Origin of the sequence: Bacteroides propionicigenes (assembly GCF_018390535.1) — a bacterium.
GTDB lineage: Bacteria > Bacteroidota > Bacteroidia > Bacteroidales > Bacteroidaceae > Bacteroides > Bacteroides propionicigenes.
Map to the genome: position 1 here is coordinate 64,692 of NZ_JAHBBW010000018.1, position 7,238 is coordinate 71,929.

Annotated in this window: 7 protein-coding genes; all 7 read right to left on the reverse strand. The window is 30.8% G+C overall.

Features of this window, described 5'->3' with window-relative positions:
• Positions 1-3: 3 nt before the first annotated feature.
• Positions 4-1,032: an NAD-dependent epimerase/dehydratase family protein gene (locus KG118_RS16535; RefSeq protein WP_233514931.1), complete on the reverse strand. Its 1,029-nt coding sequence runs from the start codon at positions 1,030-1,032 to the stop codon at positions 4-6.
• 8 nt (positions 1,033-1,040) lie between these two features.
• The gene (locus KG118_RS16540; protein WP_117713186.1) at positions 1,041-1,751 is read right to left on the reverse strand and encodes an IspD/TarI family cytidylyltransferase; all 711 of its coding nucleotides are present in this window, start codon (positions 1,749-1,751) and stop codon (positions 1,041-1,043) included.
• Between the two features lie 18 nt (positions 1,752-1,769).
• Positions 1,770-2,870 carry a glycosyltransferase WbsX family protein gene (locus tag KG118_RS16545; protein ID WP_117713187.1) on the reverse strand — a complete coding sequence of 367 codons (1,101 nt, stop codon included), beginning with the start codon at positions 2,868-2,870 and terminating at the stop codon, positions 1,770-1,772.
• On the reverse strand, positions 2,867-3,397 hold the full coding sequence (locus KG118_RS17590; protein ID WP_147331384.1) for an acyltransferase: 531 nt from the start codon (positions 3,395-3,397) through the stop codon (positions 2,867-2,869). The genes KG118_RS16545 and KG118_RS17590 overlap by 4 nt, the downstream gene beginning before the upstream one ends.
• A gap of 134 nt (positions 3,398-3,531) precedes the next feature.
• On the reverse strand, positions 3,532-4,710 hold the full coding sequence (locus KG118_RS16555; RefSeq protein ID WP_117713188.1) for an EpsG family protein: 1,179 nt from the start codon (positions 4,708-4,710) through the stop codon (positions 3,532-3,534).
• Positions 4,707-6,104 carry an MATE family efflux transporter gene (locus KG118_RS16560; protein ID WP_117713189.1) on the reverse strand — a complete coding sequence of 466 codons (1,398 nt, stop codon included), beginning with the start codon at positions 6,102-6,104 and terminating at the stop codon, positions 4,707-4,709. The genes KG118_RS16555 and KG118_RS16560 overlap by 4 nt, the downstream gene beginning before the upstream one ends.
• An 879-nt stretch (positions 6,105-6,983) precedes the next feature.
• The coding region (locus KG118_RS16565; RefSeq protein ID WP_249671503.1) for a UpxZ family transcription anti-terminator antagonist at positions 6,984-7,238 on the reverse strand (255 nt) is incomplete at its 5' end.

Here is a 7,238-nt window from a genome sequence, read left to right on the forward strand (position 1 = left end):
TAATTACAAATTACTTAATACGTTAATCGTCTGACTAATTCCATCCTCAATAGAATATAACGGTTTCCAACCTAATTGTTCTATTTTCGAAGGATTAAGTACCGCCTTTGTAACGGAAGAATATCCCTTTGATTCTATATCTGTTGCTGTTTGTATTATAACCTTTTGGCCTGCTACTTTTGCTATTCTATTTGCTAATTCAGATATTGTAATAACACTATCTCTATTAGCTACATTATACGCATTACCCGATTTTCCATATAGTAATATTGTAAAAATTGCGGTAGCACAATCTGCAATATAACAATAAGAACGTAATTGCATCCCCTTACTTTTCATTATTATATCTTCATGCCGTAAAGCATTATTTATAAATTGAGATACCGCTCTATCATCATTTTCCATCATCGTATGACCATAAATATGACATGGTCTTGCTATAACAACTTCTATATTTTTTTGCTCTTGGTATGCTATACACATTGTTTCTGCCGCCCGTTTACTAATGGGGTAACAAGAGCGTATAAGTAATGGATCTATTGGACCACTATACGACTCAATAAAATCATTACCATCACTCTCTCCATATACTTCACCAGAAGAGATATAAAGTACTTTAGCATGAGAAATCTCAGCTAAATTCAACATATTAACTACTCCCTCAATATTAGCCTTCATTGTATCAATAGGATTAGATATATACTTTGCAGGAGAAGCACTACTTGCCCCATGAATAATGTAGTCTATGGGAATTTCTACAGAAATCGGAATTGCAACATCATGTTGAATATAATAAAATAAAGAATTATTCCAATATATAGAAAAACGTTTCATAGCCATTGTTTTATTCCTATTCATTGCAATAATTCTTATATTTGCATCACTATACAGATTTAAATACATCAATATATCAACGATATAAGAACATATTAGCCCTGTTGCTCCAGTAATCAGTATAGACTTATTTTTCAACTCTGTAAAAGGAAGTTTTTCAGCAACCTTTTTTAGTTCTTCATTCAAATAATTATTCATGTTTGATATTATTTTAGACCCTCTTCTTTTCTATAATTTAACAGAGAAGTGAAAATTTCAATATCATCAAGCGTTGTTATCTTTAAATTTCGTTCTGATCCTTTGGAAAAATACACTTTTTCTCCTAAACGACACATTAAATCACAGGATGCTACAGTATCATTTATGCCACGCAATTCAGCTTCCTTGTGTGCCCACATTAATTTCTCTAAAGTATATGTATGTGGAGTTTGTGTTCTTAATAACTGATCACGTGGAATATTTATAACAGATGAGATTCTGTCTTCGGATTTAAACACGACTTCTACACATGGAACAACAGCTACTGCACTCCCATATTCTTTTTGTTTTGCCAGACTATCTGAAATAATCTCTTGACTAACCATTGGCCTATTTCCATCGTGTACCATGACCACATCATTAGGAGAACAGTACTTATATATTTCTTGTAATCCATTTTTTATTGATTCTTGCCCACTATTTCCACCTGAGACAACCCATTTCAATTTTGTTATATTATATTGTCTTGCATATGCCCATATAATATCAATCCATTTTTCCAATCCAACCACAATTATAGCATCAATACTAGGATGACATTGGAATGCTTCTAATGTATATATTAAGATAGGTTTATTTTTTATGTGAATAAATTGTTTAGGAATGTCTTGATGCATCCGCGTACCAGTCCCTCCAGCTGTCAATAATACAATATTCATATTTCAATATTTATACATTTATTTTCCTTCTAATGAGCTTCTCAATGCCTTTATATAAGCTTTACCCCACTTTAAATCCGGTTCAATATAATTTCCTTCAGCCCATTCATTCCAAGATTTTAAGAATATTATTTTATTCTCCTCTTTTTTATTTTTAATTCTTTCTAGAATCATATCTATATGTTTCTTAAATAATTCAGGAGTGGAATTATCATAAATGTAAGCTCCAGGTCCCCTTCTTGGGGAATTATCCCAACACGGAATTATATTAGGAAAAATGTTTTCCCGCTCATATAATGACGAGTCTATTTTCAAAATCGCATTCTTATATGCAATTCGGTTTAATGGATATCCTAATAAACGTGAAACATTTCTTGTGATTTTCCGGTAATATCTATTTAATATATTCCCTTCAATATTCCAAGATGAATATAATCTACACAATGAAATCGCGTCATACTTTTTTATTTCCTCTTTTTCAACTAAAGATTGATCCTCAAGATTAGCGATAAAATAAAAACCTGGCAAACCGTTTTTTACAGCTAAATCATTCCATATAGTCTTAAACAGATCAAAATTAGGTATATCAACAGGAGAATAAATCAAAAATAACAACCGTCCATGTATTTTGAAATACCTTTCATCTTTAAATATTGGTAACATTGTGTTAAAATGGTTGACTATATCCTCCTTTCCTGGATATGTCTGCTCTATTAATAGCTTGGGGACAATTGTTTGTTTATCAGAATTCCATGATTTATTATACCATGAATGATTTGCCCACCCTAAACAAAAAGGGAATTTAGGAGTTTGTAAACGAACAACCTCTTTTAAAGGATATTCTAATAATTCCTTACCTTTGCCAAACCAATAATGCCAATAGCAAAAGGCTGCAATTCCTGCCTCTTTTGCCAAAATTGCTTGTTCCTCACGAATCTGAGGCAAACGCAAATCGTAATAACCTAAATCCGCAGGAATGCGTGGCTGATAATGCCCATAATAATATCTCTTGGCCTTACCAACACTCGTCCATTCTGTAAATCCTTTACCCCACCAGGAATCATTTTCTGGTATTGGATGAAATTGAGGTAGATAAAATGCAATAACTTTCGCTTTCATATGTTGTTATTATTTAATATTTTCACCACCTTAGCTGGACATCCAGCCACGACAGTGTAAGCTGAAATATCTTTAGTAACGACTGAATTCGCAGCCACAACGACTCCTTTTCCAATATGAACCCCTGGTAATATGGTTGCTTTTTCACCAATCCATACATGATCTTCTATTACAATCTCCCCCTTAGAATATAAATCTCTATTTAAAGGTTCAATAAGAAGATCCTCATATATGCACTGACCATGAGAATTATCTGTAATTAGCACCCTGCGCCCTATTAATACGTTATTTCCAATTATAATTCTATTAGCAGACGTGATATGACAATCATCGCCTATGCTAGTACCATTTCCTATCACTATTTGTGGATTATATTTTTTATCTCTATATCTAGTCCACGCAGTTAAAACTATATTTTTCCCAATAAAAACATTTTCACCAATACTAATTTCCTTCCCCCCCCTTAACATACAAACAGGATAAGTTATCAATATATTTTTACCACATTTTCTGAACACGACAGACATATAGCTTGAATATACGATATTCCGTATTGACTTAATCTTATTGCAAAAAAGAAATGGTACTACTATACTTAATAAAATACCCAATAATCTACCGCATAATAAAACGAATCTCAGTATTCTGTTTGAAAGCATTCTCATCTGTTCAAATTTGTCCTATGGCTTAATTCCCGTTGCTCATCTATTTTTTTTGTAAATATGCTACTGTATGGATAATATCTAGAATATTTTTTTACACTATCAGGACACATAGTGGAACTCATATAATATGTTGACTTATACATACAATAACATAATACAAAAAATAAAAATGCCCATTTAATATATTTAGCGCTAAAAATTTTTTTTGATATTAAAACAAACACATCAACATATAAAATCAAAATAATAATAATGATATAATTGTTAAACCGTAGAAATATTGGCATTTTATACATCAGTGCACATATGAATGCATACAAAATAGCAAAAAAAGCATATTCTTTACGGATATTATTCTTAAATAAAACATAGAAAGAAAATAGAGGCAATACGCATGATATACATATCAATAAATATTTTATAGTGGATATATTATTACTGGTGCCATAATTTTCTGAAAGCAAATATCCTTCCAATTTATCCAAAGCTTTCACATCTATATATAATAAGTTGGCAAGAATCGTGTTTAAATCAAAATTATAGAAAGCGATAAATAATACTATCAAACCATACACAATGAAGTGTTTTGCTATATTTAACTTAGAGAATAAAGGTAATAAAAATAAGAATATTGCAGATTCATGAAACAAAAATGCTGCTGTCGCATATAAATAATATTTCAGCCATTTCTTTTGCAAAAAATCATCAAATGCCAATAAGAAGAAAGATATGGAAATGCTTTCTCTCATAATCTCAAAATTAGAATTTGTATAGAAAGCAAAATAGTATAACAATAATGCTGTAAATACATATTTTGTATGCTTAAATATAAAATTTGCATATACAAAATTTATCCAAAGAGAACATAACAACTTTAAAAAAGAAAAACTTCCTCCTATAGTTTTAACTATAGATAAAAGAAGTACCCAACCTAATTGCCGTCCCTCATCAAGAAAATTAAAATTTTGGCAGTACGAATTATATAAAGATTTGTATTCATCATATTCTGCCATATACACAACTGTATCAGCGCCTAATCTATAACTTAAGCCTGAAACAAATGTCAATAACAAAACGATATAATAGAAATAATACAATCGATTTTGTATGTTCCCATTAACATCATAACGAATAACGCCATATAAAAGTAGCAAGAAAAGGAATACATAAATCATCTATAATGATTTTTTATCATCAAAAAAGCTCCTTTAATTTGTATTCTATTTTTCATTATAAAAACAGAATATAGTAGTAAACATACTATAAACGAAAGAACGGACATTTCTTTTGCATTTAAAAATATGAAACTAGCTACATATATAATTGCAAATAATGAATTTTCAAATAATTTTAATTCAAATATTTTATTAAGATATATAGTCGTTACGATATTTTTAATCACTATCGATATTAATATGGAAAGTAATACGATATTAATACTATCTAAATACACTCCCAACAATGAACACATAAAAGACACAGCAAGCGCTAATAAATTAACATACAAAAATAATCGTTCCTTTCTATATGACTTCAAATATGGATTAAGTAATATTTGATTTTTTCCTTCAAAAATACATATTGGTAATAAAAAAATCAAATAGCCTATACTATCTTCATATTGTGGTAACCAACGAGCTAATATGTAGTTGATAGGTAGATAGAATAATAACACTGATAAAAAGAAAACGTCTATTAATAAATAGGAAGATACATATATCATATTTCTATTTTGCTCATTCATTCTTTTAATGAGTGGAAACATAACAATCCCTATTTGAGATAAAAATACGATAAAGAAATTAACAACAGATAACATCAAAGAAACTTTACCAAAAACAATTAATCCCCAATATTTATCTATTATAAACCGACTTGCACCAATCAACAAAAGACTTGCTATATTTGCAAAAAGCAAATTGATGCCCACACGAATATTATCAAAATATTCATATAATAGACTTTTGGAAAAACAAACTTTAAAAGTAAAGAAATCCCTTATTGTGGCTAAACAATACAATAAAGAAATTAACTTAGAAGTTAAACAAGCATATATATACAAAGAGTAATTATTTATACCCCATATAATAAGAATTAGAATAAAAAATAACAATATCAGCTTATCAACCAAAATAATTTTAACAAATGTTTTTATTCGCCCAGTTGCTTGATATAAATAAATCCAAAAGCCTAATATATTTGATAAAATAATATCAATGACTATTAATTTATATACTAATTCCCGATTATTTTCTACAGATTCTAATGCTAATAAATAGTTTAAAACAAATGCTATTAAAAAAATATAGACAATAAATATTAAAAACTGCCCAGAAATTTCCTTACTAGTTTCACATAAATTCTTTCCACCATATTTTAAATATATCCCATCCGTCAATCCTAAATGAAAAAAACCAGCATAAGATGTATAAAATAAGAATAGTTGCCAATAAGAATAACCTTCTATACCCAAAACTTTTGGCACAAACAAAGCAAGTAAGAAACTTAAAACAAAAGATAAGATTTGTGCTGAAAAAGTATATACTATATCACTAATGAAAGGCTTCATATTAGTAATTGGACTATATATTTTTATGTTTTAAACTACAGCAGTGAAAGTCGACCTTATTATCGTTTTGTGTAATATGACCTTTTTAAATGCTTACAGAAGTTATCAAAAATAAATATTTATTTTTTAAAACATAACATAAAAGCATCATTTTTATTACACTAACAAAAAACCTTGCGCCAACCTGTCACCACGCTTGCATAACCTTTTTTTACATCTATACCTACGCGCGCAGAAGGGAAAAAGCTCCTCAAAACAAACAAACGAAAGACTTGTGTTTCCTGCACACACATAAAAGAAAAACCGTACAGCTAGGTAGCAGGGTCTCAAACGGTACTACTTGTTGCAACAGTCCAGACAGATACGTTCACACAACTCCTTTAGCACAATCAACAGTACTGCGTCATCGTAACACGACAAGAGTTCATCTATGGCATCAGTGGATTGTTCCATAACACAGACAAAAGCCAGAATTTGAGTTCTTTTTAAATCTGCATAAGTCTGCTACTCATTCCGGTGCACTGACGCACAACACGATCAGTCAAACAAACGCTCCACATACCTCTATTGCCTCCTGCAACATACTCAGGAAGTCTTCTAATTCGATATTGGGAGCAAAATCTACGTTTTGTTTTACTCCATAAAGATAAAACAAGCAATTATGAAATACGGGAAATTACTCCCAACTTCACGGCATATTTACGGCGAGGTATCACAAAAAGACACCCAATAATAGAAAACCACTCAGTAAGCTTTCTCAAAGGTCGTTATACAGACACGAGTTTTACGAAAATACTCTTACCGCCTGCCTTTTTAAAATTCTGCTTTGTCATTCTAATATTCTATATTTTAATTATAGAGTTATACTCTACGAACACCCTACCCTTCCACCTCTTCCCACGGATAGGGATTATCCACCACATTCTGAAATTCATCGACAGCCTCCCGCTGTTCGACAGTCAGTGATGCGGCATCCCAAGATGCGATAATCTCACGGGCAACATCCGCCAAAGGTTCATCGTAAACCTCACCATAGCAAGCCGTAAGCAAACGGAGTTTCAACAATGAAGCGGGAAGAGCTTCAAGAATATCCCAACAGCGGTTCAAAATCTCCTGAATATGTTCCTGCTTTTC